Origin of the sequence: Natrinema salsiterrestre (assembly GCF_029502005.1) — an archaeon.
Lineage (GTDB): Archaea > Halobacteriota > Halobacteria > Halobacteriales > Natrialbaceae > Natrinema > Natrinema salsiterrestre.
Window position 1 is genome coordinate 250,248 of the sequence record NZ_JAMQOT010000003.1, and the last position, 25,133, is coordinate 275,380.

The following is a 25,133-nucleotide window of genomic DNA, read 5'->3' on the forward strand; positions in this document are numbered from 1 at the left end:
GACCGGGTCGCCCGGTTATCGCCGCAGAATCAGCTTCAACACGTCCTCGTCCTCGAGCACGTGATCCTTCCCGACCTGTTGCTGGTCGTGGGCCGCGCTGGGGCCGGTCACGCGGGCGAAGCGGAACCGTTCTTCCATCTCGCCGCCGAGTTTTCCGATGGCCTCGCCGACGGTGGTCCCCTGCTCGATGACGAGCGGTTCCTCCCAGTCGATCCCGCGGCCCGGTTTGTCCATGTAGACCCGGATGAGGCCGAGTCGCTCCCAGATCCGGTCTTTGAGCACGTCGAGCCCCTTCTCCTCCTCGGCGCTGATGAAGGTGACCTCCTCGGGATCTAAGTCGCGCTCGCGCAACTGCTCGTCGACCGTCTCCTTGTAGTCGGGATCGATCAGGTCGACCTTGTTGACGCAGGTGATCGAGGGGATGTACTCCCGGTTATCCATTAGCCCGTCGACCAGGCGGTCGATCGTGACGTTCTCTTGCAGGTTGACGACGGCGTTGACGTAGCCGTGCTCGCGGATGACTTGCTTGATCGTGTCCTCGTCCAGATCCTGCTCGGTGCTCGAGGTGATCTTGATGCCGTCTTTGATCTTCGGGCGAACCGTGACTTTCGGCGGCTCCTGATCGACGCGGATGTTGATGTCGTAGAGCTCCTCTTGCAGCCGATCGTACTGCTCGAGTTCGAACACCGACAGCATGTAGATGATCAGATCGGCGTTCCGAACGACGGCGAGCACCTGCTGGCCGCCGCCTTTCCCCGCGGCCGCGCCCTCGATCAGCCCCGGCACGTCGAGCAACTGGATGTTCGCGCCGCGGTGGTTCAGCATCCCCGGATTGACGTCCAGCGTCGTGAACTCGTAGGACCCCGTCTCGCTTTCGGCGTTGGTCAGCGAGTTCAGCAGCGACGACTTGCCGACGCTCGGGAATCCGACCAGCGCGACCGTGGCATCGCCGTGCTTCTCGACGGAGTACCCCCCGCCGCCGCCCGACCCGGACTGCTGGGTCTCGAGTTTCTCCTTCTTCTCCGCGAGCTTCGACTTCAGCCGGCCGATGTGGGCCTCCGTCGACTTGTTGTAGGGCGTATTGGCTATTTCGTCCTCGATTTCCTCGATTTCGTCCTCGAGCCCCATTTGTCAGTATTGAACCGGTCGGGCCGAAAAACCCTTTCGAGACACACGCTGAGGGACGGGAAAGCGACGGGGAATCCGAACGCACTCCCGGTCCGTCCCAGCGGCCCAGCGGGGTGAACGCGTCGATTACGACCTCTCGGTGAGCGACATACTCGTTTCATCGAGCGTATTCGTATCGTCAAGGTTGTGTTAGCTATACTGGCCTGTAGGACGGAGTACACCGTATGCGGCGGCGAGAATACGTTACGGCGGTGGGGGGTAGCGTGGGCGCGCTCGCGTCGACGAGGATCGGAACCGCGCAGACGGTTTCGCTCGAGCGCGTCTGCCCGGTCGACGACGCGACGGCAGTTCGACCGGGCGGCGAGATCCTCTTCGAAGCCGCGGCGGCTCCCGGCGTCGAACCGACTGCGACGGAGTGGCGGATCGACGGGCCCGACGGGAACGAGATCGACCCGGGCGCGCCGTTCTACAGTTATACCCACGTCACGGGACAGCCGGCCGCTTACGGTCGGTTCGACGAGCCGGGGACCTGCGAGGTGAGCGTGGCCGCCGCTGGGAGGTCCGTCTCCTGGACCGTCGAGGTCACCGAAGCGGCACCCGGTTCACCGAGCGTCGAGGTGACGCCTGACCCAGGGCCAGACGCCACGATCACCGTCCGCGACGAGATCGAGGTAGCCGCGTCTGCAGCCGACGATTTCGGGACGCTCCGGCGGCTCTTCTGGCAGGAGGGCCGCAACGCGACCTACGTCGACAGCACCGACTTCTCGGGGTCGACTGCGACCGCGACGTACGAGACGACCGGCGGCGACGCCGTCTGGTTCATCGGCGACTACCCGATGATGACCTGGGTCGCGTGTCGCGACGGCCGACTGTCGACCGCTCGCACCGAGGGGCCGTCGGTCATCACGTGGCGCGGCGTCTCGATTACCGGCACGAACGCGCCGGTCCGGGCGGGCGAGGACCTCCTCGTCGAGGCCGAGATCGAAATCGACGGCGACTCCACCTATCACGCGTTCGTCGACGTGGCGGCCGACCTGATCGTCGGCCACGACCCCACGCACGTCGACAGCGAGACGCTCGAGGTGTTCGCGGGGAACACTGAGACCGTTCAGCTCGAGTTCACGACGGCCACCGTCCGCAACACGCAGACGTTCCCCGTTCGCGTCGAGACGCGCACCGACGCCTCGGAGACGGACGTCACCGTCATCGGAACCGACGACGCCGGGTCGCAGGGGCACCTCGACGTGACGGGGCTCGAGACGAACGCGCCGGTGACGGGTGGGGAGCGGCTCGAGGTGACGGCCGCGCTGGAGAACACGGGTAACGGACCGGCCGACCGCGACGTCGAACTCGTCGTCGGCCACGATCCGACGACGGTGGACACGCGGTCGGTGATCGTCGATGCGGGTGAAGCGACGACGGTGTCGCTCGGCTACGAGACCTATCCCGTGGAAAACGACGACGAGTTCCCCGTTCGGGTGGGGACGGGCGACGACACTGCCTCGCAGACGGTGCTCGTTCACGGCCGTAGCGGGAACGGAGAGAGCGGGCAGGCGACGTTCGCAATCTCGGTAACCGGGACGAACGCGCCGGTGACCGGCGGTGAGTGGCTCTCGGCCACCGCCGCTGTAGAGAACGTCGGAGACGCTGCCGGGACCCAGGATATCGAACTCGTCGTCGGCCGGACCCCCGAGGTGGTCGATGCCACGAGCGTGACGCTCGCACCCGACGAGACGGCGACGGTTTCGCTCGGTTACGAGACCTATCCCGTACGAAACGACGACACGTTTCCGGTCACGATTCGGTCGCCGCATGCGAGCGACACGCGGACGGTGACGGTTCACGGAAGGGGCTGATCGCAGCAGCTAGCCGATTCCATCGGTCGCCAGCGTCCTCGGTCGGGAGCCGAGACGGACGTGTAGCGAGTCTCGTCGGGACACCAGCCCCGCAGATACGCTCGTTCCGACGTCACCGTCTTCTGACCGTCGAGGCCCGCTTCTTCGAGGTCTCCCCCTCGACCGCGTCATTGCCGTCTCCGAGGAGCCGGCTCGATTACCGATGCTAACCCGACTTCGACACACATAAAAGACGGGCTATGGACCGACTAGCTATGCCAACCGCGTCGCAGCTGCGTGACAGCACCCAGATCGTTCTCCCGCGGGAGACACTCGAGGGACTCGAGTCGCAGCTCGACGACGAGTTTACCGTGACCATCGTTCCGGACGGGGACGACCGCTGGCGGATCATCGGCAGCCCCGTCGAGATCAAGGAGGCGAGCGAGTTCCTCACGCGTCACGGCGTCACTGTCCGCTGAGCGCGCGGGTAGCGTTCGCGAAACGGCCGAAGTTCTGCATGGGATCGATGTAATCGGGACACCTGTCGGTTCGAGGACGGAGATCGATCGACGCTACCGCTCCGGATGCGTCGGCGCGTCGAACCCGCCTCTGACGAGCGGTTTCGCGATGTGTCGACGCGCACACGGCGGCACCTCGTACCAGCCGTCCTCGAGGTCGCGCTCGAGCGGGCGTTCGACCTTCCCGTCCGTCCCGGTTCCGCAGTCGCGACAGCGATAGCCCTGCTCCCGGCCGGCGCTTTTCATCGTTCGCCCGCAGCCGGGACAGGTCGGCGTCACTCGCTGGGTTTCCACGAGGTCGCGAACGGCGAACTTCTCGAGTTTGAGCGTCCCCTCGGAGACCTCCCCGCAGGCGGTGATCCGATCGCCGATTCGCAGCGCCCGGACCCGATCGCGGAACCGTTTCGTGGGCTCGAACGCTGCGCAGGTGAGGCGCTCGTCCGAGCTTTCCGGGTTCTCGTCTCTCGCATCTGCCTCCCGCGGCGACTCGAGATCGACGAACACGTGTCCGCCGCGGCGCGTTTCGGGCTCGCTCGCTACCCGGCCCTCCAGCCGGTAGGCGCGTCCGTCCTCGACGTCCCCGATCGAGCCGTCCCGGAGGTGGACGTCCGTCCCCTGGTTGGTCACGAAGCGCTGACTCGTCGCGACGGGCTCGCTCTCGATGCGCTCGGCGACCGCCCGGACCGCGTCGGGATCGTCGCCGCGGATGCCGTGCAGGATCGGGCCGGGCGTGTGCGGGACGCAGACGGTTTCGTCCTCGCCCCGGTCAACCGTGTCCCAGACCTCGGGATACCCCCACTCTGCCGCGGCGAAGACGCTCTCGTGATCCACGTCGCGGGGCGTCCCCCAGCGATCGGGCTCGCGATAGGAGATGTACTCGCGGGTCCACTCCTCGAGGGCCGTCCAGGCTCCGACCGCGGCCAGCGCGCCGATCCGGCCGCGGCCGTCGCCGGCGTGCCACGACCGGTAGCCGCGGCGGTCGATCAGCGCCGCGGCGTCGGCCGGCTCGAGGTGGTCGCGGATCGCCGTCCGCGTGAACCGACCGACCTCGTCCGGAACCGCGCGCTCCGCGGGGTCGTGGCCCGCGGCGACCAGTCCGGGGTTCGTCCGTTCGTCCTCGGTTTCGGCCAGCGACTCGAGCGATTCGCGGGCGATCGCGAACGCGCTGGCGGGATCACAGTCGGTGTGGATCGCCAGCGCGGCGTTCCCGCGGGTCTTGTACTCCACGGCGGGGTTGAGTCGCACGAGGAGCAGGCGGGCGACGGCCGATTCCTCGCGGCGCAGTCGCTCGGCGATCGTCGCGGCGACGTAGGTCGTACACATCCCCCGCTCGCGCGAGTCGGTATCGTCGATCCCGACGATTGTCATCGGCGGTCCTTGGGAGGGGATCGGCTAACAGTTTCGGGATTCTCCCGGCGGCTCCGAGGGCCCGAAACCAGTATATAAGTATACTCCCGATACAGGGTCGAATCGGGACACGGCACCCGGACATCTCGGGGAAAACGTCTTATAGGAGGAATCGCTTACAACCCCGTATGTCCCGCTCCGCACTAGTCGGCAACGTGACCGCGATGTTAGAGGACGCGGGATTCATGGTGAGTGAACGGTGTGCGATTCGGCCGAAGAGCTTCGACATCGCCGCCAGACGCGGCGAGGACCTCATCCTCGTCAAGATCCTCGCCAACATCGACGCGTTCAACCAGGCGACCGGCCAGGAGATGCGGCGGCTGGGAACCTACCTCAACGCGACGCCGCTGGTCATCGGCTTGCGAAGCCGCGACGAGGACCTGAAACCCGACGTCGTCTACTTCCGACACGGCGTTCCGGTGTTCAGTCCCGACACGGCGTACAACCTGTTCATCGAGGAGGTCCCGCCGCTGATCTACGCCGCACCCGGCGGCCTCTACGTCAACATCGACGGCGACCTGCTGGCCGACGAACGCGAGGACCGCGACTGGAGTCTCGGCCAACTCGCCAGTGAACTCGGCGTCTCTCGACGAACCGTTTCGAAGTACGAAGACGGCATGAACGCCTCCGTCGAGGTCGCGATGGACCTCGAGGAGATGTTCGAAGCGCCCCTGACGAGCCCCGTCGACGTGCTCGAGGGGGCCGACGAGGTGCACGAGAGCGAGGCGATGCCGGACGACCCCGAGGCGGATCCCGACGACGAACAGGTGGTCGCCGTCCTCACGCGGGCCGGCTACAGCGTTCACCCGACGGCCCGATCGCCGTTTACGGCCGTCAGCGAGGACGAAGACGACAGCGACATCGTCCTGACCGGCCATTCGAAGTTCACGAAGGCGGCGGAGAAACGCGCCCGGATCATGAGCTCGATCGGGCAGGTCACGCGGACGCGATCCGTCTACGTCGTCGACCGCGCGAAACAGGACGCCGTCGACGGCACCGCGCTGGTCGAACGGGACGAGCTCGCGAAGCTCCGGAACGCCGACGACCTCAGAGACGTCATCCGGGAGCGCTCGGAGCACGAAGAAGCGGCCTGACCGGTCGATGAACGCCGGTTTTCGAACTGTATCTCCGTCCGAGTAGCGTCGATACCGTCGGCCGGTGCCACCGGCCACCGGCGGGCGTCGCAATCACTGTGACCGCGGTATCTCTTCGGAGCGGAATCGACCGAGAGCCGGGAAGCGCTTACGCTGCGCCGCCGCCGTAGGTTTCCTCGAGGTACTCGACGATGTCGTCGCTCTCGTTCATGCCGTCGACGCCGTTTGCTTCGTCGACGATGACCGGAACGCCGGTCTGGCCGCTTACTTCCTCGACTTCCGTGCGCTCGCCGTGCGAGCGGGGGACCTCGATGGTGTCGTACTCGAGGTCGAGGTCGTCGAGTTTCGAACGGACCTTTGCGCAGTACGGACAGCCGGGAAGCTCGTACATGGTGATGTCTGCCATTGTACCGGTAATAGGGGACTCGAGGCGTAAGAGCGCACGGGTAGCGGCGGTCTCCGCCACTGAGCGGGAGGGTTGGGAACGGACGAGGGACCGATGCGTGGCGCGACTTAGCCGACGATGCCGCTCGTGTGGACGTAGAAGTAGCCCACGAGGACGGCGGCCATGAGCCACTGACCGAGGCGGATGTCGTCGAACTCGCCCATCGCTCCCTTGAGTATCGGAAACGCGATGATGCCGGCCGCGAGGCCGTTGGCGATCGAGTAGGTCAGCGGCATGATCGTGATCGTCAGCCCCGCGGAGACGGCCCACGCCGGATCGTCCCAGTCGATATCGAGGACGCCCTGGAGCATGATGATCCCGACGACGACTAACGCGATGAACGACGCGTACGCGGGAATCATCGCGATCAGCGGAATGAGCACGAGCGTGGCGAGGAACAGGACGCCGACGACGAGCGCCGTCAGGCCCGTCCGGCCGCCCTCCTCGACGCCGGTCGAGGATTCGACGTACGTCGTCACGGTCGAGGTCCCGACCATCGCGCCGACCGTCGTCCCGATCGCGTCGGCCATCAGCGGCTTGTCGATGTCGGGGAGGTTCCCGTCCTCGTCGAGGAAGCCGCCGAACTGCGAGACGCCGATGAGCGTCCCGGCGGTGTCGAAGAAGTCCACGAAGAAGAACGTGAAGACGACCAGCGTGAACGTGAACGGATCGATATCTCGGAGCCCGTCGACGAACGCGAACAGCAGCGGAGAGATGTCGTACTGCGGTGAGGTCACGACGGCAAACGACAGCTGGCCCTCCTCGCTCAGTAGCGCCGTCGGCAGAACCGACGACGGGCCGGCCAGCCCCGCGAAGTACGCGAGCCAGCCGGCGACGGACGTGCCGAGGATACCGAGGATGATCGATCCGGTGACGTCGCGCGCCCAGAGCACGAACGTCAGGAAGAGCCCGAACAGGCCGAGCAGGGCCGCCGGGTTCGTCGCGATATCACCGAGCGCGACCGCGGTCGCTTCGTCCGGAACCACGACGCCCATCTCCTGCAGACCGATGAACAGCAGGAAGATCCCGATCCCGGCGCCGACGGAGAACTTCACCGGCTCCGGGAACAGCCTGATGACGTACTCTCGAGCGCCGATCGCCGTGATGATGATGAAAACGATCCCCTCGACGAAGACGGCTGCGAGGGCCGTCTCCCACGGGATCCCCATCCCGAGGACGACGGTGTACGCGAAGAAGACGTTCAACCCCATGCCGGGGGCGAGTCCGAACGGCCTGTTCGCGTAGAACGCCATGACGAAGATGGCGACCGCCGACGCGATGATCGTCCCGATGGCGATCATCTGGACGACCTGCAAGTAGGAGTAGCCGGAAATCTCGATCGCGTCCGCCAGGATGAACGGATTGACCAAGATAATGTACGACATCGCGAGGAACGTCGTCACCCCCGCGATGGTTTCGGTACCGACGTCGGAGTCGTGTTCGGCGAGTCCGAAGTAATTCTCTAGCGTATCGGCGATCCCCATATTGGACGTTCGAGCATACCCACACCGGTTAGTTAAAGATTCTTGTCCGCATCGGTGAGCAGTATAGGCATATCCGTGTATATTCGGTGATGGGACGGGACTGCGAGCGAGGGCGAGCCGTTGCGGGCGTAGTCGCTCGATCCGGCCGCTCGGTCGAACGCGACAGAGCGGTGAGACGGACCAACGTATTTCACCTCGGAGCGCATACGACGATAGCATGAGGTTTGTTATCGTGGGATACGGTCGGGTCGGCTCGCGGACCGCGACGATCCTCGCCGAGGAGGGTCACGATGTCGTCATCGTCGACAACGACGCGGATCGCGTCGAGCGTGCCACCAACGCCGGCCTCGAGACGGTCCGGGGCGACGGGTCGGATGAAGAGGTGCTCGTCGACGCCGGGATCGAGTCCGCCGACGCGATCGGTGCGTTCACGCCGGACCTCAACGCCAACTTCGCGGCCTGTATGGTCGGCACTCACCACGGCTGCCGGACCGTCCTGCGGATCGACGAGGACTATCGCGAGGACATCTACGAAAAATACGCCGAGGAGGTCGACGAGATCATCTACCCCGAACGGCTCGGTGCCGCGGGCGCGAAGACCGCCCTCCTCGGCGGGGACTTCAACGTCGTCGCCGATCTCGCGACGAACCTCCAGTTGACCGTCCTCGAGATCAAAGAGGGGTCGCCGGCCGTCGGCAAGCGGATGAGCGAACTCGAGCTCCCCGAATCGGCGCGGATCTACGCTCACGGACGCGCGCGCGAATCGCTGACGATCCCGCTTCCGGGCACCGAACTCGAGATCGGCGACGAGGTCGCCGTCATCACCGAAACGGACCGCGCAGCGGAGGTTCGATCCGCGCTGTTGCCGGCGACTGCCTGATTGAGGGATCTTCGACCGGACCGTCCGTCGTTCGCGGCACTGGCCCCGGTATCAAAAGTGGAGAGAAACGGGAGCAGGCGCGCGAACGGCTGGATGGGGGAGGGGTGGAGGCCGTCTGCGCGCCTATCCGATCCGTGTTCCCGCTGGCAAATAAAACCGCGTCAGACGATCGACCGACGGGAGTCAGACGGGGCTCGATCGAGACGCCTGCTCGTCTGCAGCGTCGTCCTCGAGCCGAAAGACGAGGACGTTCTGGTGGACCATCGAGGGGACGAACGAGAACGGGTAGCCGTAGACGTGGAGGTCCTTCGAGGGATCGTACCAGATCAGGTTTGCGGCGAGCGTCAGCGGGGCGTTCGATTCGATCGCACGCGCGAGATCGGCCGAGAGGAACTCGTAGGACTGTTCGCGATACATGTCGCCGATGAAGACGACGACGTGGCCGTCCGGGGCGACGGCGTCGGTAAAGCGATCGAACTGTTCGCCCATCTCGGCCAGCCACTCGTCTTTCGTCTGCCGCTCGCCGCCCTCCTCGCCCGAAGCGGGACCGGAGTCCGCGTCGTCTGCATCCGTCCCAGTACCGTCGGCGTCGACAGCGCCGTCGAACGAGCCCAGCTTGCTCTCGCGCGTCTCGCGCTCGTTGCGCGTCTGCTCGAGTTCGTCCATGTGCCAGTAGGGGACGTCGGTCAGCAGGAGGTCGACCGAGTTACCGGGCACGTCGTCGATCAACTCGGCACAGTCGCCGTGTCGCATCTCCTGTTCGGCGAGCGGCGGCTCGCCGCGGGCGCGGCGCTCCTCGTTTTCCGCCTCGAGGACCGCCCGGTAGATCTCGATCCAGCGCTCGGTGCGCTCGAAGCCGATCGCGTCCCGGCGGCCGGTCCCCTCGTGTTCGCAGAAACTCGCGCCGAGCAGGGTGCCGCCGACGCCCGCGAAGGGATCGAGAACGGTGTCGCCGGCCTTGCTGAACCGGCCGATCAGCTCCGCACAGAGTCGCGGCGGTTTCTGGCCGCCGTGCTCGCTGCGCAGCTCGTGCTGGACGGCGGGCGGGTAGCTCTCGGCGATCACGGACTTCGTGGCGTACTTCCACTCCTTGCCCGTGAGGTCGTTCACTCGATTTCGCTCGTCGTAGATCCCGCGTCCCTCGACGTAGCGCTGGTGGTCGGCCAGGTCGTCGGTATCGATCACCTCGCCGTCCTCGACCGGGAGGGACTCCTCCCGCGCCCGATCGGCGTCGAAATCGCCGTCGTCGTCCGTGAACAGGCGGCTCTGGCGGTGTCGATCCCCGTCGTCTGCCATACCTCGAGTCCTCACGCCGGTGAGTTAAACGCTTGTGCTCGGCCCGCCCGGCGCGAGTCGGCCGGCGTTCCGGTTACCCGCCGTTTTTGACGCTCGCCTGCGAACGGGACTGCTATCGATGGTACTCGTGGGAGACGTCGTCCTGCTCGGTGTCGCCGTCGTCGCTCTGTGGATCGGTGCGCGGTCGCTCGTCACCGGCGCCTCGAGGCTCGCCAGCGCGGCCGGAATATCCGCGCTCGTGGTAGGCCTCACGGTCGTCGCCTTCGGGACCTCCGCGCCGGAGGTCGTCGTCTCGACCGGGGCCGCGCTCGAGGGGCAGGGCGACGTCTCGGTCGGAAACGTCGTCGGCTCGAACGTGTTCAACCTCGGCGTGATCCTCGGAATCGTCGCCGTTATCGCGCCGTTCCGCGTGATGGAGACGCTCCTCCGCCGCGACGCGCTCGCGATGGCCGCGTCGACGGTCGTCGCGGCGGTCGTCCTCGCCGACGGCGTCGTTTCGCGGCTCGACGGGGCGATCCTCCTCGCACTGCTGGGGTGCTATCTCGGTGCGCTCTGGCTCGCGATTCGACGGGAGAACGACGGCGACGGCGGAAGCTCCGGATCGACTGACGGATCGGAGACCGTTCCCGACGCCCGCGATCGAGGGGAGGTCCGGTTCGGTCTCGAGGTCGGACGGGTCCTCGCCGGACTCGTTCTCGTCATCGTCGGGGGGCGCGTGCTGGTCGATTCGGCGGTCGGGCTCGCGCTCGCCGCCGGCGTCTCGGAGTGGGCGATCGGCGCGACGGTCGTCGCGGCCGGCACCTCGATTCCGGAACTCGTGACCTCCGTCGTGGCCGCCCGTCGCGGGAACACGGGCATCGCCGCGGGGAACGTCGTCGGCTCGAACGTCTTCAACGTCGTCGGCGTGCTGGGGATCGCCGCGGTCGCCCGGCCGCTGACCGTCGACCCCGCCGTCTTCGTCGGGTTGGCGTGGCTGGGCGTCCTGACCGCGTTCGCGACGGCCGTGCTCGCGACCGGGCGACGACTGACCCGACTCGAGGGCGCGCTTCTCGTGATCCTCGGTGCGGGCTACTCGGCCGTGAGCCTGCTGGGTTGAGCCGACAGTCGAAAAACCGACCGGCGGCGATCCGTCGTGAGAACCCGGTGACACGAGGGTTAGCGAGAGCCTTTGTCCGTTCGGGTCCTCCGTTCTCCCATGAACATGCTCGTCGACGGCGAGTGGCAGACTGACGCCTACGAATCGACTGACGACGACGGCTCGTTCGAACGCCAGACGACCCCGTTCCGGGACGAAGTCCGGGACGATCCCGACGCTCGATTCCAACCCGAGGCCGGCCGGTATCACCTGTACGTCTCCTACGCGTGCCCGTGGGCACACCGGACGCTCGTGACGCGGGCGCTGAAAGGCCTCGAGGACGCCATCTCCGTCTCGGTCGTCGATCCGTACCGCGACGAGGACGGCTGGCAGTTCACGCCCGAGAAGGAGGGCTGTACGCGGGATCACGTCCGCGACGCCGACTTCCTGCGGGAACTGTACGTGGCGGCGGATCCGGACGCGACCTGCCGGGTGACGGTGCCGGTCCTCTGGGACACGCACGAGGAGACCATCGTCAACAACGAGTCCGCGGAGATCATGCGGATGCTCGACACCGAATTCGATAGCGTCGCCTCGCAGGACGTGGATCTCTACCCCGAGGGATACCGGGACGAGGTCGACCGGATCATCGACGAGATCTACGAGCCGATCAACAACGGCGTCTACCGCGCCGGGTTCGCCAGGAAGCAGGACCCCTATGACGCGGCGATCGACGACCTGTTTTCGGCGCTCGATCACTGGGACGAGGTACTGGCCGACCAGCGCTACCTCGCCGGCGATCGGCTGACCGAAGCCGACGTCGCGATGTTCACGACGCTCGTCCGGTTCGATAACGTCTACCACACCCACTTCATGTGTAACGTGCAGTACATCCGCGAGTACGACAACCTCTGGCCGTACCTGCGCGACCTCTATCAGACGCCCGGCGTCGCTGGGACCGTCGACATGGACCACATCAAGGAACACTACTACACGACCCACCCCGACGTGAATCCGCATCGAATCGTCGCCCGCGGCCCCGACCTGGACTTCGAAGCGCCCCACGACCGCGACGAACTGTCCGGCGGCCCGCCCTCGGACGTCGGTCGGGCGGCAAACGCCGACGATTGAGGGAGAAACAGAGCCGAGATTCTACGATTCCGCCGTCGTCTGATCTGCGCCGTCTTCACCGGCAGCGTCGACGTCTTCGGCGTCGGCTTCTTCGGTGTCGGATTCTTCGCCATCGGTCTCGGCGTCTTCAGCATCGGTCTCGGCGTCCTCGGTCTCCGCGGCCTCGAGTCGGTCGGACCTGCTCCGGCCGGATTCGCGACGCCAGTGCTCGAAGCTGTGTTCGATCTCCTCGTCCGCGACGAACACCTTCCAGAGAAGCCACACGACGGCGATGACGGGCAGTACCGGGAGCAAGACGACGACGAGTATCGCGGCCATGATATACCCGAACAGCGACATCTGTGTGTTCGGTCCGTAGCCCGTCGACTCGGACACCTTGACTGACATGTGCGACGGTACGAACGTGTCGGTATTCCGTCTTTCGATCCCACGGATACGCCGCGCTCCGCGAGACGGCGGCGACTCCGTGCGGGAGTCGGATCCCGGACGAGGAAATCAGGTCGTCTCGAGCCCGTCCCGCCCGTCCGACTCGTCGCTCAGCACGACTTCGGCGTCGTCCCGCGGTCGATAGTTCAGGTCGCGCATGGTTTCGGAAAGCGAGAGGAACCGTTCGGAGTTGTCCGAGATACCGTGTGCGATCAGGGGCGATCCCTCGAGCGTCGCCGTCGCGGCGGCGTTGAGCACTCGCCGGCAGTCGCCGGGGCTGAGCCACATCGCGCGGGCGTAGCGCTCGCCGGCACCGTCCCGGTCCGCACACTCCTGCCGGAGTTCGTCGCGGCTGAGCAGCCACCCGATCCGCAGGCTCACCACATCGAGCCCGTGTCGTTTCGCGTAGTACGACCCCATCGCCTCGCCGAAGACCTTCGTGACGCCGTAGTAGGTGTCGGGATCCGTCGGGTCGTCCGGGCGAACGATTTCGGGGCTGCCGACGGTCGACTCCGGCCGGATCCCCGAGACGGTGTTCTTCATATTGACCGCGTGGTTCGAACTCGCGAAGACCACCCGCTCGAGGTCGTTCTCCGCCGCGGCCGCGAAGGCGTTGGAGACGCCGTCGACGTTCGGTCCCTGCACCTCGTCCCACTCGGCCCGCGGGGACGCGTTGGCCGCGAGGTGAACGAGTACGTCCTGGCCCTCGAGGGCGTCCAGAAATTCCTCGCGGTCGGTGATCTCGAGGGGCGTCGCGTCGAGATCCTCGGTCTCGCTGTGGGAGAAGAGCGTGAGTGCGTGGTCGTCGGACGGAAACGCGTCGACGGCTTCCCTGCCGACGTTCCCTGCCGCGCCGGTGATGGCGATGTCCGTCATACGGGAGGGACAGCGACCGAGCCGAAATAGCTCGGCCCAGCGCCTTCCGGCTAGTCGTGTGAGCAGCTGTGTTTCGATTCTGTTCTGTGGGCATCGACGACATCGTCCCGAAAGCCCCTTCCGGTCCGGACTCCCGGGCCTCGCTGCGCGCTTCGGTCGTTCGCTACGCTCACTCCCTGTAGTGCTTGCGTCGTCCGGGTTCGCCCGGACCGGAAGCCCCTTTCATTCCCGCCCGGAGGTGGAAAGTCGGGGAGTCGACAGACATCGACGGCGGAGTTCGCCGTTCTACGGCTCCACGACGATCTTGCCGACGCTCTCCCGGTCTTGCATCGCCGCGAACGCCGCGTCGGCGTCCTCGAGCGCATACGTCCGATCAATCTCGGGTGCCACGTCGCCGTCGGCGACGAGTTCGACGAGCCGGCGGAGGTCGTCCTGGGTGCCCATCGTGGAGCCGACGACGCGCTTGTGGCCGAGGAAGAGGTTCGAGATATCGATCGTCGACTCGTTGCCGGCGGTGCGGCCGCAGATCGCCATCGTCCCGCCGCGGCGCAGTACCGACTGGCCGAGTCCGGTGAACTCGCCCCCGAGGTGGTTGATCACCGCGTCGGGTCGGCCGATCGCCTCGACTTCCTCGCGGATCTCGTCGATCGCCGCCGACTCGATGCCGTGGTCGAGTCCCAGCTCGCGGACGCGCTCGAGTTTCGCCGCCGAGGATGACGTCCCGATCGTCTCGGCACCGAAGACGGTCGCGAGCTGGACGGTGGCGACGCCGACGCCGCCCGTCGCCCCGGGGACGAAGACCAGATCGCCGGGTCCGACCTCGGCCCGCCGGAGCATGTGGAACGCGGTCATGTACGCCGTCGGGATCGCTGCGGCGGTCGTCGTGTCGACACCGTCCGGTAACGGAATCAGGCGATCGGCCTGTACGCGGGCGGACTCCGCGAGCCCGCCGTGGTACAGCGAGAACCGCTCGCAGGTGTTTTCCGGCCCTTCGCGGCAGAACCGACAGGTTCCGCAGGTCTGGTTCGGACAGAGGACTACCCGGTCACCGGGTTCTATACCGCGAACGTCAGCGCCGACCTCGCCGACGACGCCGGCCGCGTCGAGTCCCGTGACGAAGGGGAGGTCGTCGGCGTCGACCATCGCCGAGTCCCCCTCGAGGATGAAGAGGTCGTGACGGTTGATCCCGCACGCGTCGACGTCGACCACCGCCTCGCCGGGACCGGGCTTGGGGTCGGGTCGGTCGACGAGACTCACTCCCTCGGGGCCGATCAGATCGGTGAAGGCTGCTGCTCGCATCGCTTTCCCGGTCGGTCTCGAGGGCAAAGACCCTAGGGAAGCCGGCACTCTCCCCGTCGGCGAGACGTCCTTCGCTGCGTCGTCCGCAGTGATCAGTTCCGATCACCGCTCGGCTTGCACCTGTCCAGCGCAGGTCTTTGGTCCGGGGACGCCTATGGGTCCCCGTGACGGACCCCGCTACGTGGGAGGTCGAACTTCGCGTCCCCGAGGGCGCCGATATGGACGCCGCCGGCGAGTCCAGAACGATCGAGGTCCGGGAAGACGAAACCATCCTCGCCGCGGCCCGCGCTGCGGATCTCTGGCTCTCCGCGGACTGCCAGCAGGGGTGGTGTATCACCTGCGGCGCGAAGCTCATCTCCGGCGAGGTCGATCACAGTCGGGCCAAGCGATACTATCCGGAGGACGACGCGGCGAACTTCGTCCTCACCTGCGTCGCTCGTCCCCGCGCCGATTGCGTCATCGAAGTCGAACGGTACGGCGAACTGCTCCGGCACCGGGCCGACCACGACAGACCACCGGGTCGGTCGAAGCTCGGCTAACGGTCGATATCGCTCCGGAGAAACTGCCACCAGCACCTGCCCCACGGAACGTTTTCCGGCACCGCGACGTAGGAGCCGATATGACCGAGCCGCGGTTCACCGGGATCCTGCTCTACGACGGCGACTGTCCGTTCTGCTCGGCGGCCTCGACCGCGATGCGGCAACTCGAGGGCGTCGGCGTCGTCCCCTGGGACGAACCGGCCGCACGGGCGTTCCTCGAGGCGCAGTTCGGCGAGGTCCCCTTCGCGCTGTTCTTCGCGGACATCGAGGCGGAGACCGTCTGGGCGGGCCGGGCCGCCGCGACCGAACTGTGCGAGCGGGCCGGGATGCCGGTGCTGGTTCAGGACGTCGTCGACGAGAACTACGAACGCGTCGCGGACGCAATTCGGTTCGTCTCGAGCACGGACCGAGAGATCGACCCCTATCACGACGCCTATCCGATGGCCGACGACGCAGCGGCGCTGTTCGACGACCTCGCGGCTACCGGGAATCGGACGCACGTACCGAGCGGCTGAGTCCGATCTCGGGTATCGGTCAGCGGATCTCGAGCGACCGAGCGGCCGCTCGAGCCGTTCGATCACTGCACGTCGACCGAGCCCCGCATCGAGTCGGGATGGACCTGACAGTAGTATTCGGCCATCTCCGCCGACGCCGTGAACGTGACCGTCTGGGTCGAGCCTTCGTCGCCCATGAACTCGGAGGCGAGCAGGTCCTCGCCGGTCTCGTCTTCGATCGCGAAATTGTGCTGCAGGCCGTCGCCGTTCTCCCAGACGAGGACGTACTCGGTTCCCTCCTCGAGTTCGAGTGTCGGGTTCTCCGTTCCCGAGATATCGTCAGGTGCCTCCCCTTGCCAGCCCTGCGTTTCACCGACGAGTCGGATGTCGGCTTCCGCGTCGGTCTCGCCGTTCTCGTCGGTCTCCTGACTGCCTTCACCACCGGGGAACTCCCAGTCCGCGAACGGCCCCTCGACGAGTTCGTCTTGCTCCCACATCGCGTGAATGAACGGCTGCGTGTCGCCGTTCGGAAGCTCGAACGCGGTCGGGACCGGATCGTACACCGGGCCGTCGTCCGTCGGCCGGATCGGCAGGACCACGCCGTGCGTGTGGTGGATCTGCCCCGCGATGGTATTGCTCGGCTCGAGGGGCATCTCCTCGTCGAGTGCCATGTCGTACTGCGCGTCTCGGACCGTCTGCGTGGTCATGAAGTGGATGACGCGGAACCCCTCTTCGGTCGCCAGCTCGCCGTTGACGTGGAGGTTTCCGACGCCCCACGACGCGCCGTAGGTGTACGCTCGCGGAAACAGCGGGGAGCCGGTGCCGGTGATCCCGTGGAGGAAGCCGTCGGTCAACACGCCACCGCCGGTCTCGTAGCCGGGGATCGGCGGCTGGATGACGTGGTCGTGCTCGATCTCGTACTCGTTGCCCGCCGGGTCGGTAAACTGCGCGCTGAGATCGATCGCGTCGGGCGTATCTCCCGGCATCCCGGGGAGGTCGTACGGCCGGTGGTCCTCGTAGGTGATCTCGAACGAGCCGCTCGTCACCTCTGCATTGTCGCTGTACAGGGTCGGCTCGGCCAGCACCTGCTGGGCGATCGCGTCCTCGCCGGTCTCCTCGAGGCCGCCGTTCCCGCCGGCCGTCACGTTTCCGTCGGTGACGTTGGTCTCGTTCCCGAGACCGCCGTTCCCGCCATCCGTCACGTTCGCGTCGGTGACGTTGGTCTCGTTCCCGGCAGTGGCGTTGGTTTCGTTCCCGAGGCCACCTCCCGCGATACCGCCTTCGCCCGCCTCCTCGATCGGCTCGCGGGCCTCGTCGGGCGCGGCCACGAGGAACGGGAGGTCCTCGAGCAACTGCGGAACGGCCTCCCCGAGCGGGTCCGGGAGCTGTCGCGCCTGCTCGATTCGCGCCTCGAGCAGATCGGTCCCGTTCCGCGGGTTCTCCGCCGTCCCGAACACCATCGGGCTCAATCGCCGTTCGCCGGGCAGGACCCAGTAGAAGGCGTTGTCCGGTTCTTGTCTCGCGGTTACCGTCACTGCCGGCTCCTCGCTATCGCCTGTACCGTCGCCGTCCTCGGATCCGTCGCCGTTTCCTTGCTGACTCCGGCTCGCGCCGACGCCGTACGCGCTCGCCATGCCGCCGATCGATGCTATCGCCCCCAGTTCGAGAAACCGCCGTCGTGATGACGACATACGAGACCGACACCGAGGACGCCGATAAAAGCCGTCCCGGTGGTGTGTGGCGATCGAATAGCCATTGGTCATGAAAGCGAGGGTGTGAGAACAGACAGTCCGAGCGACACGTCGGAGACGCTGATCGCGTTCCCACCGAGACCACTCGCGACGCGATGGCGTCGAGATCGGCTCGATCCGCTACGCCGGGTTCGGCTCTGGCAGGGCCCGACGGCTCCGCGGCGGCACGAGGTAGTTCGCCCGGTTGCGAACGCTGATGTACTGGAGAATCCCGTTGTTCGTCCGCGAGCCGACCGAACCCTCGGTGAGGTCGGTTCCGGTCATCGCCCGCCGCGTCTTCACGAAGTCCGCGATCGAGCGCTGCAGGGAGAGGAAGTGAACGCTCGCCCGGTCGTCGTCGGTCGAGTCGAAGTCCCGCCGCAGGATGATCGGCTCGCCGTCCTCGCGGGCTCGAGCCGCCTTCTGAGCGTGGCCGACTGTCCCCTCGCTCCGGGCGTCCTCGGCCGCACTGCCGCCGACCTCGGCGACGCGGCTCGAGTCGCCGAGGTTGTCCCCGACGCCCTCGACGAGATCCTCCTCGGCGTGGGCCGGCGAGAACATCTTGGCGACGCGCTGCTCGCGGCTGTCCTGTTCGTACCACTGGTGGAGGTGCAGGTCGATCTTCGAGAGGTGGATCGTCGTCCCGCCGGCGAAGGGACCGTCCCGGATCGTCACGCGATCCTCGCTCGCCTGCGTCTGCCTGAACCCCGATTTGAACCCCATGAACAGCGGCGCGTCCTCCGGAACGGGCTCGCTGTCCGGAATCCCGCTGACGCCGGACTGGCGCTCCGCGGGGAGGCCGGGACCGATGAATCCCGTTCGGCGTTCCGCGACGTCGAAGATGCCATCGAAACTCGCCTCGACTTCGAGCCCGTTCAGCTCCTCGATCTCCCCCTTCAGGGCCTCTTCGGCGCTCAGCGTCACGTGCCCGTAGTCGCTCGCCAGGTGAACGAGCGCGTCGTACTCGTCGAGCTGCGGGTCCTCGATCGGCGCGAGGGCTTCGGGGTCGGGGAGGTCGACTCCGTCGGGGAGATCGTCCTCGAACCGGTCGAAGTACGCCGGGCCGTAGCCGACCGCGAACGCCAGTCCTCCGTTTCCGCGCTCGTACGCCCGCTCGAGGGTTCGGAAGGCGGCCTCGAGTCGCTCGCGTTCGCCGTCGGCGGCTGCCGGGCCGTCGCCGACGTACTCGAGGGCGAGCAGGAGGTGGTGTTCGGGCGGCTCGACGTTGCCGTGGTCGTCCGTCGAGAGGAAGTCGTTCCAGGCGTGTTGCCGACTGGGAAGTTCGTCGGGGGCGAGCGAGGCCTGCGGGACGTCCTCGACGTCTTCGCGCTGGAGGCAGGCGGAGAGTGCGCTCGCGCCGCCGATGGCGACCGCGCTGCGGACGAACGCGCGACGGGAGAGCCCGCGATCCGAACCGTTCATACACGACCCTCGGGGGTTGACGAGTAAGGATATTGCGGTCGGACCGGGTGTCGGGCGCGACGTCTGTACGGCGTCGCGGTTCTAGAACCGCCGTCAGGCGTCCTTTTGGCCGCGAGTGACCGTCGGCAGTTGCAAGCAAAGATTGATGCCTCGAGTTATGGGAGTGACCCGGTGAATGTCCGACGACAAACCACACGCCGCAGGCAACGTCGACGCCGGAGACACGAGCGAACGGGTCGGAATGGCGGTGCTTCGCGAACGCGGGCTCGAGCCCGAGGAACTGCGCGAGAAACTGATCGACGCGATCGGCGCCGAGTTCACCACCTATTACTACTACACGAACCTCCGAATGCACCTCGCCGGGCACGAGGATTACAAGGAGATCGCCGAGGACGCTCGCCTCGAGGACCGGGCGCACTTCGAACTCGTCGCACCGCGGGTGTACGAACTGGGCGGCCATCTGCCCAACGACATCCGCGACTTCGCGGATCGGGCGTCCTGCCCGGACGCCGAAGTACCGGTCCCGTACGACGACGAGGGCGGCCGCCTCGACATCACCGAACTCGCGGCCGAGGACGTCCTCGAGGTGCTGCTCGAGGCCGAGCGCTGTGCCATTCGAACGTGGTCGGAGATCTGCGACATGACCCACGGGAAGGATCCGCGGACCTACGACATGGCCTCGCGCATTCTCCAGGAGGAGATCGAACACGAGGCCTGGTTCGTCGAACTCCTCTCGATGGAACGAGACGGTGAGATCAACCCCGCTGGCCACTTCGTCCGGGGCGAACCCGGCGATGCACCGCTCTCGACGAACCGCCGGTTCAACGACAGCGCGTGAGCGGCCGCCAGCGCTCGGACCGTTCGAACGGCACCCACGTGAGCGTCGCACGCGGGTCGTTCACCGTCGAATCCGGTGCGTCACGATCGGTCACGGCTCACCGTCTAACGCATGATTTTCGACCACCTGAACCAGGGAACGGCACGCGAGCGCGACCGCCTGAGCGCGCGCTGCCGGTCGAGTCGCGAGGGAGCGGCCGAACGACCGGTCAGACGAACTCGGGCAGCGCCGCCAGCGACTCGATTTCGTGCGCCGGCTCCGCGGAGAGTTCGTAGCCGGTGCGGTGATCGCGACGGATGAACGCCGCGTCGATCCCGACTGCGTCGGCCGCGGCGATATCGACCCGGCTATCGCCCACGAAAAGCGGGTTCTCGATCCCGAGGTCCGCGAGCGCCCGCTCGAGGTAGTAGGGCCTCGGTTTCTTCCGCTCGATCCCCTCGAGCGTCGGCTCGCGGCCGTACCAGACGTCGAATTCCGCGAGCGTGCAGTGCTCGAGCACGTTGCCGATCGTCTCGTGTTGGTTGTTGCTGACGATCGCCGTGGGTACCGACAGCGACTCGAGCGCCGCGACGTCGTCGTAGTGCCGTTTCCGGCCGGCCCGAAGCTCCGCGAGCTGGGCCGCGATCGCGGCGTCTTCGCGGGCGGTCCAGAGCTCGTCGGGGCCGATACCGTGGTCGGCCGCGACTCCACGAAGCGACGGCACGTCCGGACCGAGGAGCGTATCGACGTCGTCCGGAGACGGATCCGCGACGCCGACGGTCTCGAACGCCTCGTGCACGGCGTCGACCAGGACGTCGCGATCCGTCGGCGTCGTCAGCACGCCGTCGTTGTCGAAGATCACCGCATCGTACGTGGTCCGAGCTCCCATATGGGTCCAGTAGTGGGCGGAGAGGTTTCGGCGTTGTGTCCGTGCTCGAACGATGCCGCCGTCCGAAACGGTGGCCGCTCGAGTGCTCCACCGGCGTCCCGCGCCGATTTCCACGGCCGGGACTCGGGAGAAAATACTTATATACCGGCTGACAACCGAGGAGCGACGTCGCCCCTCCCAATGACAGCGGTATCATCCGAATCGACGACCGCGACCGGCGCTGACGCGTCGAGACTCGCGTCGCTTCGAGCGTTCGTCCGGTCGCGTCTCGGGATCGATCCGCGAGCGCTCGCCGCGTTCCGGATCGGGCTCGGGCTCGTCGTCCTGTTCGATCTGCTCGCCCTTCGGGCACCGGGTCTGGTGACGTTCTACACGGACGAGGGCGTCCTCACCCGATCCGCACTCGCGGAGACGACGCCGGTGCTCGCCCGGTGGTCGCTCCACGCCCTGTCGGGCTCGGTCTGGGTTCAGGCCCTGTTGCTCGGAGCGACCGGTGTCCTCGCGGCCTGCGTGCTCGTCGGCTACAGACACCGACTCGCGGCGCTCGCTATCACGCTCCTCCTCGCGTCGCTGCACGCGCGCAACCCGTATCTGGTCAACGGCGGCGATACGATCCTCATTTCGCTGCTCGTCTTCGCGGCTCTCCTCCCGCTCGAGCTGCGGTGGTCGCTCCGTTCGCGTCGGTCCCGGAGCCGGGGTACCAGCGATTCACATCGCGATGACGGTCGCGTCGTTTCGGTCGCAACTGCGATCCTCCTCCTGCACGTCGTCGTCATCTACGCGATCAACGCGATCCTCAAGTTCCGGAGTGACGCCTGGATGGCGGGCGTCGGAGCCCAGCGGATCTTGCAGCTCGAGGATTTCGTCTACCTGTTGGGACCGGCGATCGCGGAGGTTCCCGCCGTCCTGGTCGCGATCAACTGGCTCTGGACCGCCACCCTCGCTGCGTCGGTACTGCTCGTCCTCGCGACCGGTCGGCTCCGGACGGCGACGGTCGCCGCGTTCGTCGGGGCCCACCTCGGCATGGCGGTCACGATGCGGCTCGGGGCCTTTCCGTTCGTCATGGTCGCGGTCCTCCTCGTCTTCCTGCCGCCGCAGTTCTGGGACCGTATCGACCGGTACGGCTCGACGATCGGGTTCGGGCGGCGTCTCGAGTCGTTCGTGAGGGGTGCACGGATCGAACGGAAGAGCGAGCCCGCGAGCGAAGAGAACGCGACGACCGGTGCAGAATCGGCCGGTGCGGTACTGTCACCGGGTCTTCTGCGCAGTGTCCGACTCGCTGCGTCCGTGCTCCTCGTCTGTGTTTTCGTCGCCATCGTGGGCTGGCAGGTCGCCGCGGCAGGGCTGGTCGATACCCCGGTTTCGGGAGACGATAGCACGCTGGGCAGTGCGAGCTGGGCCTTCTTCGCACCGGATCCGCCGGATTCCTACAGCTGGTACGTCGTCGAAGCGACAGACGAATCCGGGGCATCGACCGATCTCGTCACCGGCGGGCCGGTGACGTTCGACCGACCGCCCAACGCCATGGATCGATATCCGTCGACGCTCTGGAAGCGATACGGAACGAAAGCACAGGGCGCGGGCGATCCCGTTCTCGAGTCGGCGGGCGCGTACTTCTGTGACCGCGCACCCGCTGGGATCGAGTCGGTGACCGTCTACCGCGTCGAACAGCCGGTCGACGCTGACGGGCCGGTCGGCGAGCCGATCCGACACCAGCGCCTCTCACGTGCGTGCTGACGCGGTTCCGACCGCCTCCTCGAGAGGTGTGCGCGCGGCCGCTCGTCGACGGTCCGCATTCTCGGCGGGAGTTCACTGTGCTCCCGAACTCGTCCGTGGGTTCAAGTAGGGACGGGCGACCAGAGCCCTCGTGACCCGCGACACGGCACCCCATTCGAGCGTCGGGCGGATCGATTCACGCGATTTCGAGCGGGTGGACGATGGGACATAGAGCGCTCGTCGCCTACGGGCGACCGGACCGGCTCTACGATCTGCGCTACAGTCACTGGGGCGGCGAGGACCTCACGCTCGCGACCGAGATCACTGCGGCGACGCCGCTCGCCGACGGCGCGATCGAGGGCTCCCTGGTAGCGGATTCGATCGCCCGCGATCGGATCCTCTCCGACTATCTCGACCCCTGCGTGTACGAGGCACTGTACCTCGTCGATCCGGAAGCGGACTACGAGGTCGATCCCTACCGGATCTGTTGGCTGGAGTGGGGCGACGGCCGCGACGGCGGCCGGGGTGCGATCGTTTCGACCCGGCCCGACGACGGCACGGTCGGGCGCTGGTTTCGCGCGACCAAGACCGCCCTGGCCGACATTGTCGAGATGGGTGCGCTCTCGCGACGGGCCGCACAGGCGTATCTCGAGGCGCGCGTGTGCGAGGAGCGAAACGGGATCCTCTATACCTACGAGGAGTCGCTCGAAGACGGCGACTCGACGTATACGCCCACACCGGACCGGTGGCTCGAGCGCGACCGTCGGGAGGGCGACGGACCGACGGACGGCATCGACGAATCCGACGAGCGAACGAGAGACGAGTAGCGCCGACGGATTCGGCGCTCGTGTTCACTCGTCGGCCGTCCAGCGGGCGTCCGCGAGCGTCCGCTGGACGACCTCGTTGCCGACGGCTTCCGCCAACGTCTCGAACCCGTCCCGTTCGCCCCGGTCGCCGGCGTTGGCGACGAGTCGGGAGACGATGAACTCCGGCGTCGACCGTCCCACGGTACCGAACCGCGGCTGGTAGTCGACGAGCAACTCGAGGTCGGGATTCAGCCCCTCCGCGAAGATGCCGTCGACCCGCGCTTCGGGGGGCAGCGGCTCGAGGTCGTCGGCGAGGTGGGTGACGAACACGCCCAGCGCCTCGCGGTCGACGGAGAGCGTGACGAGGCCGTGTAACAGGTCCGCCGCGCTTCCCGGTTCGGTGATCGCCTCGAACTCGTCGACCAGCATCAGCGTGCGCCCGCCCGAGGACAGCGGCGGCACGATCGATCGGAGGGTCGACTCGAGGACGCCCGCGTTGAAACTCGCGTGCCGGCGGTGGAAGACCAGCGAGTCGACGGGCGTCACCTCGGCCCGGTCGGCGGGAACCGGGAGCCCCATCGTCGCCAGCAGGACGATCTGGCACAGGGTCTCGAGCAGCGTCGTCTTCCCGCCGCTGTTCGCGCCCGTTAAGACGGCGACGCGCTGCTGGCCGGGAACCGCGTTGACGCCGGCGGGAACGCTCGTCACGCCGTGCTCGCCGAGCGCGTAGCTGACCGGCTGAACGGATTCGTCGTCGCGGGCTGCGAGCGTGAGATTCCGCGCGTTGACGACGGACACTGCAGCGTCCTCCCCCTCTACGAAGACGGGCCGTGTACAGTCGTACTCGAGCGCGAAGCGAGCCAGCGAGAGGTGCAGGGCGATGTCGTCGACCGCGCTCACCGCTTGATCGACGGCGTCGCGTGCCTCCGCGAGCGTTTCCTCGAACTCGCTCGCGACGGCTCCCTCGCGTTCGTCGACCGCTTCGGTGAGGTCGCTCCGGAGCGTCCGGAGGGTTCCGCCGACGAAGTCGGTCGCGTCCGTCGCGTCGGTCGGCATCGCGTCCCGAACCCGATCGATCGTCACGGCCGTCTCGGTCAGCAGGTGGTCCTCGAAGGACTGCCGAAATCCCTCGACGTCGCGGACCCCTTCCGAACGGAGGTCCTCGATCAGCGCGAGCACGTTCGCGTCCATGTCCTCGACGGCGCCCAGCGCGCCTCGGAGGCGGTCGAGTTCCTCGTCCGCACCGTCTCGTACCCGTCCGTCGTCGAGCGCCGCCAGCGCGTCGCCCGCGTCCTCGAGCCGGTCCCGCTCGAGGTCCGCGATCGCGGCGAACGGGCCGGAGTCGACGCCGGCCGCGAGCAGTGCGAGCGCGGCCTCGACGGCCGCGTGCTCGCTCCCGTCGCGCTCGTCGTAGCGCTCGTAGGCATCGAGCACGGCGGTTCGGTCGTCGTCCGTAAGCTCCGCCCAGGCGTCTCGGGCCGCGAGTACGTCGTCGAGGCGATCCTCCATCTCTTCGCGGCTCCCGAGCGGCGTGAGAACCCGAATCCGGTCGGCCGCGCGCTGCGTGACGGCGTGTTCGACCGCGAGATCGAGCAGCTCCTTGTACGCCGACCGGGCGTCACTGGTCGCGAGAATGTCCATTCCAGCGCCCCCGGTCGCTCGGCGGAGGATGCGCGTCGCCCGGCCGCGCGCGAGTCCGGCGTCGGACAGCGCCCGCACGTCGCCGCTTTCGATCGCCCGAATCGCCCGCTCTCTCCCGAGTTCGTCGACCAGCGTCTCCCGCGTCTTCGGGCCGACCCCCCAGTACTCCTCGAGTCGCATACTCG

General features: G+C 67.1%; 23 protein-coding genes. 11 read left to right on the forward strand and 12 right to left on the reverse strand.

Annotated features, from left to right (window positions below):
• Positions 1 to 15: 15 nt before the first annotated feature.
• Positions 16 to 1,128 (reverse strand): OBG GTPase family GTP-binding protein, encoded by a 1,113-nt coding sequence (locus NDI89_RS10740; protein ID WP_277521564.1) that lies wholly within the window; start codon positions 1,126 to 1,128, stop codon positions 16 to 18.
• Positions 1,129 to 1,352: 224 nt separating this feature from the next.
• Here NDI89_RS10740 and NDI89_RS10745 point away from each other — a divergent pair, with 224 nt between their 5' ends.
• Both NDI89_RS10745 and NDI89_RS10750 read left to right on the forward strand, forming a co-directional pair.
• Positions 1,353 to 2,984: a COG1361 family protein gene (locus NDI89_RS10745; RefSeq protein WP_277521565.1), complete on the forward strand. Its 1,632-nt coding sequence runs from the start codon at positions 1,353 to 1,355 to the stop codon at positions 2,982 to 2,984.
• Positions 2,985 to 3,238: 254 nt separating this feature from the next.
• Complete coding sequence (locus NDI89_RS10750) at positions 3,239 to 3,442, forward strand: VNG_1110C family protein (RefSeq protein ID WP_277521566.1); 204 nt, start codon at positions 3,239 to 3,241, stop codon at positions 3,440 to 3,442.
• A 93-nt stretch (positions 3,443 to 3,535) separates the two neighbouring features.
• Here the strand turns inward: NDI89_RS10750 and NDI89_RS10755 are convergent, their stop codons facing one another.
• Positions 3,536 to 4,849, reverse strand: a complete 1,314-nt coding sequence (locus tag NDI89_RS10755) for a tRNA(Ile)(2)-agmatinylcytidine synthase (protein ID WP_277521567.1) — start codon at positions 4,847 to 4,849, stop codon at positions 3,536 to 3,538.
• Positions 4,850 to 5,016: 167 nt separating this feature from the next.
• Between NDI89_RS10755 and NDI89_RS10760 the strand changes: the two genes are divergently transcribed.
• Entirely contained in the window at positions 5,017 to 5,982 is a 966-nt protein-coding gene (locus NDI89_RS10760; protein ID WP_277521568.1) for a transcriptional regulator, read from the forward strand.
• Positions 5,983 to 6,130: 148 nt separating this feature from the next.
• Here NDI89_RS10760 and NDI89_RS10765 read toward each other — a convergent pair whose 3' ends face one another.
• Together NDI89_RS10765 and NDI89_RS10770 are read right to left on the reverse strand one after the other, a co-directional pair.
• Positions 6,131 to 6,388, reverse strand: a complete 258-nt coding sequence (locus tag NDI89_RS10765; protein WP_277521569.1) for a glutaredoxin family protein — start codon at positions 6,386 to 6,388, stop codon at positions 6,131 to 6,133.
• 107 nt (positions 6,389 to 6,495) lie between these two features.
• On the reverse strand, positions 6,496 to 7,911 hold the full coding sequence (locus NDI89_RS10770; protein ID WP_277521570.1) for an NCS2 family permease: 1,416 nt from the start codon (positions 7,909 to 7,911) through the stop codon (positions 6,496 to 6,498).
• Positions 7,912 to 8,128: 217 nt separating this feature from the next.
• Here NDI89_RS10770 and NDI89_RS10775 point away from each other — a divergent pair, with 217 nt between their 5' ends.
• Positions 8,129 to 8,791: a potassium channel family protein gene (locus NDI89_RS10775; protein ID WP_277521571.1), complete on the forward strand. Its 663-nt coding sequence runs from the start codon at positions 8,129 to 8,131 to the stop codon at positions 8,789 to 8,791.
• Between the two features lie 183 nt (positions 8,792 to 8,974).
• On the opposite strand, the gene NDI89_RS10780 is transcribed toward NDI89_RS10775, so the two are convergent.
• A complete protein-coding gene (locus NDI89_RS10780; protein WP_277521572.1) occupies positions 8,975 to 10,087 on the reverse strand; it encodes a DNA methyltransferase in 1,113 nt (370 codons plus the stop codon).
• 118 nt (positions 10,088 to 10,205) lie between these two features.
• Between NDI89_RS10780 and NDI89_RS10785 the strand changes: the two genes are divergently transcribed.
• Positions 10,206 to 11,183 (forward strand): calcium/sodium antiporter, encoded by a 978-nt coding sequence (locus NDI89_RS10785; RefSeq protein ID WP_277521573.1) that lies wholly within the window; start codon positions 10,206 to 10,208, stop codon positions 11,181 to 11,183.
• Between the two features lie 99 nt (positions 11,184 to 11,282).
• Positions 11,283 to 12,293 carry a glutathione S-transferase family protein gene (locus NDI89_RS10790; protein WP_277521574.1) on the forward strand — a complete coding sequence of 337 codons (1,011 nt, stop codon included), beginning with the start codon at positions 11,283 to 11,285 and terminating at the stop codon, positions 12,291 to 12,293.
• Positions 12,294 to 12,314: 21 nt separating this feature from the next.
• On the opposite strand, the gene NDI89_RS10795 is transcribed toward NDI89_RS10790, so the two are convergent.
• From NDI89_RS10795 to NDI89_RS10805, 3 genes are all read right to left on the reverse strand, one after another.
• On the reverse strand, positions 12,315 to 12,680 hold the full coding sequence (locus tag NDI89_RS10795) for a DUF7535 family protein (RefSeq protein ID WP_277521575.1): 366 nt from the start codon (positions 12,678 to 12,680) through the stop codon (positions 12,315 to 12,317).
• 108 nt (positions 12,681 to 12,788) lie between these two features.
• Positions 12,789 to 13,595, reverse strand: a complete 807-nt coding sequence (locus NDI89_RS10800) for an NAD-dependent epimerase/dehydratase family protein (protein ID WP_277521576.1) — start codon at positions 13,593 to 13,595, stop codon at positions 12,789 to 12,791.
• A gap of 285 nt (positions 13,596 to 13,880) precedes the next feature.
• Positions 13,881 to 14,894 (reverse strand): alcohol dehydrogenase catalytic domain-containing protein, encoded by a 1,014-nt coding sequence (locus tag NDI89_RS10805; RefSeq protein ID WP_277521577.1) that lies wholly within the window; start codon positions 14,892 to 14,894, stop codon positions 13,881 to 13,883.
• A gap of 164 nt (positions 14,895 to 15,058) precedes the next feature.
• On the opposite strand from NDI89_RS10805, the gene NDI89_RS10810 reads away from it, so the two are divergent.
• Positions 15,059 to 15,433: a 2Fe-2S iron-sulfur cluster-binding protein gene (locus NDI89_RS10810; protein WP_277521578.1), complete on the forward strand. Its 375-nt coding sequence runs from the start codon at positions 15,059 to 15,061 to the stop codon at positions 15,431 to 15,433.
• Positions 15,434 to 15,513: 80 nt separating this feature from the next.
• Positions 15,514 to 15,948, forward strand: coding sequence for a thiol-disulfide oxidoreductase DCC family protein (locus NDI89_RS10815; protein ID WP_277521579.1), 435 nt, complete (start codon positions 15,514 to 15,516; stop codon positions 15,946 to 15,948).
• A 62-nt stretch (positions 15,949 to 16,010) separates the two neighbouring features.
• On the opposite strand, the gene NDI89_RS10820 is transcribed toward NDI89_RS10815, so the two are convergent.
• On the reverse strand, positions 16,011 to 17,618 hold the full coding sequence (locus NDI89_RS10820) for a cupredoxin domain-containing protein (protein ID WP_277521580.1): 1,608 nt from the start codon (positions 17,616 to 17,618) through the stop codon (positions 16,011 to 16,013).
• Positions 17,619 to 17,798: 180 nt separating this feature from the next.
• Entirely contained in the window at positions 17,799 to 19,079 is a 1,281-nt protein-coding gene (locus tag NDI89_RS10825) for a DUF7405 family protein (protein WP_277521581.1), read from the reverse strand.
• A 175-nt stretch (positions 19,080 to 19,254) separates the two neighbouring features.
• Here NDI89_RS10825 and dps point away from each other — a divergent pair, with 175 nt between their 5' ends.
• Positions 19,255 to 19,917: a DNA protection during starvation protein gene (gene dps, locus NDI89_RS10830; RefSeq protein ID WP_277521582.1), complete on the forward strand. Its 663-nt coding sequence runs from the start codon at positions 19,255 to 19,257 to the stop codon at positions 19,915 to 19,917.
• A gap of 208 nt (positions 19,918 to 20,125) precedes the next feature.
• Here dps and NDI89_RS10835 read toward each other — a convergent pair whose 3' ends face one another.
• Positions 20,126 to 20,785, reverse strand: a complete 660-nt coding sequence (locus NDI89_RS10835; protein WP_277521583.1) for an HAD family hydrolase — start codon at positions 20,783 to 20,785, stop codon at positions 20,126 to 20,128.
• A 180-nt stretch (positions 20,786 to 20,965) separates the two neighbouring features.
• Here NDI89_RS10835 and NDI89_RS10840 point away from each other — a divergent pair, with 180 nt between their 5' ends.
• Together NDI89_RS10840 and NDI89_RS10845 are read left to right on the forward strand one after the other, a co-directional pair.
• Positions 20,966 to 22,522, forward strand: coding sequence for an HTTM domain-containing protein (locus NDI89_RS10840; protein ID WP_277521584.1), 1,557 nt, complete (start codon positions 20,966 to 20,968; stop codon positions 22,520 to 22,522).
• Between the two features lie 200 nt (positions 22,523 to 22,722).
• Positions 22,723 to 23,328, forward strand: a complete 606-nt coding sequence (locus tag NDI89_RS10845; RefSeq protein WP_277521585.1) for a DUF6735 family protein — start codon at positions 22,723 to 22,725, stop codon at positions 23,326 to 23,328.
• A 24-nt stretch (positions 23,329 to 23,352) separates the two neighbouring features.
• Here the strand turns inward: NDI89_RS10845 and NDI89_RS10850 are convergent, their stop codons facing one another.
• Positions 23,353 to 25,128, reverse strand: a complete 1,776-nt coding sequence (locus NDI89_RS10850) for a MutS-related protein (RefSeq protein ID WP_277521586.1) — start codon at positions 25,126 to 25,128, stop codon at positions 23,353 to 23,355.
• Between the last annotated feature and the right edge of the window lie 5 nt (positions 25,129 to 25,133).

What these genes read in the sequence shown, in the direction of transcription:
- NDI89_RS10740 (WP_277521564.1), bottom strand. Translation starts at nt 1,128, where the DNA reads ATGGGGCTCGAGGACGAAATCGAGGAAATCGAGGACGAAATAGCCAAT.
- NDI89_RS10745 (WP_277521565.1), top strand. Translation starts at nt 1,353, where the DNA reads ATGCGGCGGCGAGAATACGTTACGGCGGTGGGGGGTAGCGTGGGCGCG.
- NDI89_RS10750 (WP_277521566.1), top strand. Translation starts at nt 3,239, where the DNA reads ATGCCAACCGCGTCGCAGCTGCGTGACAGCACCCAGATCGTTCTCCCG.
- NDI89_RS10755 (WP_277521567.1), bottom strand. Translation starts at nt 4,849, where the DNA reads ATGACAATCGTCGGGATCGACGATACCGACTCGCGCGAGCGGGGGATG.
- NDI89_RS10760 (WP_277521568.1), top strand. Translation starts at nt 5,017, where the DNA reads ATGTCCCGCTCCGCACTAGTCGGCAACGTGACCGCGATGTTAGAGGAC.
- NDI89_RS10765 (WP_277521569.1), bottom strand. Translation starts at nt 6,388, where the DNA reads ATGGCAGACATCACCATGTACGAGCTTCCCGGCTGTCCGTACTGCGCA.
- NDI89_RS10770 (WP_277521570.1), bottom strand. Translation starts at nt 7,911, where the DNA reads ATGGGGATCGCCGATACGCTAGAGAATTACTTCGGACTCGCCGAACAC.
- NDI89_RS10775 (WP_277521571.1), top strand. Translation starts at nt 8,129, where the DNA reads ATGAGGTTTGTTATCGTGGGATACGGTCGGGTCGGCTCGCGGACCGCG.
- NDI89_RS10780 (WP_277521572.1), bottom strand. Translation starts at nt 10,087, where the DNA reads ATGGCAGACGACGGGGATCGACACCGCCAGAGCCGCCTGTTCACGGAC.
- NDI89_RS10785 (WP_277521573.1), top strand. Translation starts at nt 10,206, where the DNA reads ATGGTACTCGTGGGAGACGTCGTCCTGCTCGGTGTCGCCGTCGTCGCT.
- NDI89_RS10790 (WP_277521574.1), top strand. Translation starts at nt 11,283, where the DNA reads ATGAACATGCTCGTCGACGGCGAGTGGCAGACTGACGCCTACGAATCG.
- NDI89_RS10795 (WP_277521575.1), bottom strand. Translation starts at nt 12,680, where the DNA reads ATGTCAGTCAAGGTGTCCGAGTCGACGGGCTACGGACCGAACACACAG.
- NDI89_RS10800 (WP_277521576.1), bottom strand. Translation starts at nt 13,595, where the DNA reads ATGACGGACATCGCCATCACCGGCGCGGCAGGGAACGTCGGCAGGGAA.
- NDI89_RS10805 (WP_277521577.1), bottom strand. Translation starts at nt 14,894, where the DNA reads ATGCGAGCAGCAGCCTTCACCGATCTGATCGGCCCCGAGGGAGTGAGT.
- NDI89_RS10815 (WP_277521579.1), top strand. Translation starts at nt 15,514, where the DNA reads ATGACCGAGCCGCGGTTCACCGGGATCCTGCTCTACGACGGCGACTGT.
- NDI89_RS10820 (WP_277521580.1), bottom strand. Translation starts at nt 17,618, where the DNA reads ATGTCGTCATCACGACGGCGGTTTCTCGAACTGGGGGCGATAGCATCG.
- NDI89_RS10825 (WP_277521581.1), bottom strand. Translation starts at nt 19,079, where the DNA reads ATGAACGGTTCGGATCGCGGGCTCTCCCGTCGCGCGTTCGTCCGCAGC.
- dps (WP_277521582.1), top strand. Translation starts at nt 19,255, where the DNA reads ATGTCCGACGACAAACCACACGCCGCAGGCAACGTCGACGCCGGAGAC.
- NDI89_RS10835 (WP_277521583.1), bottom strand. Translation starts at nt 20,785, where the DNA reads ATGGGAGCTCGGACCACGTACGATGCGGTGATCTTCGACAACGACGGC.
- NDI89_RS10840 (WP_277521584.1), top strand. Translation starts at nt 20,966, where the DNA reads ATGACAGCGGTATCATCCGAATCGACGACCGCGACCGGCGCTGACGCG.
- NDI89_RS10845 (WP_277521585.1), top strand. Translation starts at nt 22,723, where the DNA reads ATGGGACATAGAGCGCTCGTCGCCTACGGGCGACCGGACCGGCTCTAC.
- NDI89_RS10850 (WP_277521586.1), bottom strand. Translation starts at nt 25,128, where the DNA reads ATGCGACTCGAGGAGTACTGGGGGGTCGGCCCGAAGACGCGGGAGACG.